The organism is Lysobacter arseniciresistens ZS79 (genome assembly GCF_000768335.1).
In the GTDB taxonomy this organism is placed as follows: Bacteria; Pseudomonadota; Gammaproteobacteria; order Xanthomonadales; family Xanthomonadaceae; genus Novilysobacter; species Novilysobacter arseniciresistens.
In genome coordinates this window covers 1-307 of record NZ_AVPT01000096.1, presented here as the reverse complement: position 1 = coordinate 307, position 307 = coordinate 1, and the positions used below count along the sequence as shown (strand labels likewise).

At 71.3% G+C, this 307-nt stretch carries 1 protein-coding gene; it reads left to right on the top strand.

What is annotated here, in order from left to right:
- Positions 1-307: phage major capsid protein (locus N799_RS14130; RefSeq protein ID WP_036214069.1), on the top strand; the 307-nt coding region annotated here is incomplete at both ends.

Below are 307 nucleotides of genomic sequence, written 5' to 3'. Positions count from 1 at the left end.
GCCATCGCGCAGGCATTCGCCAAGGAGCTGGACCGTGTGGGCCTGATGGGTTCGGGCACCGCCCCGGAGCCGCGCGGCCTGCTGAACCTGACGGGCGTTAACACCGTCACTCAGGGCACGGACGGAACCGCGCTGGCCGACTACTCGCCGATCCTTGCGGGTATCCGCGCGATCCTCGACGAGGACGGCCCGACCCCGACCGCCGCGATCATGGCACCCCGGACGCTGGTGGACTTCGCCGGGCTGGTGGACTCGACCGGCCAGCCGCTGCGGGCGCCCAAGCTCGCCGAGGACGTGAGCATCATCG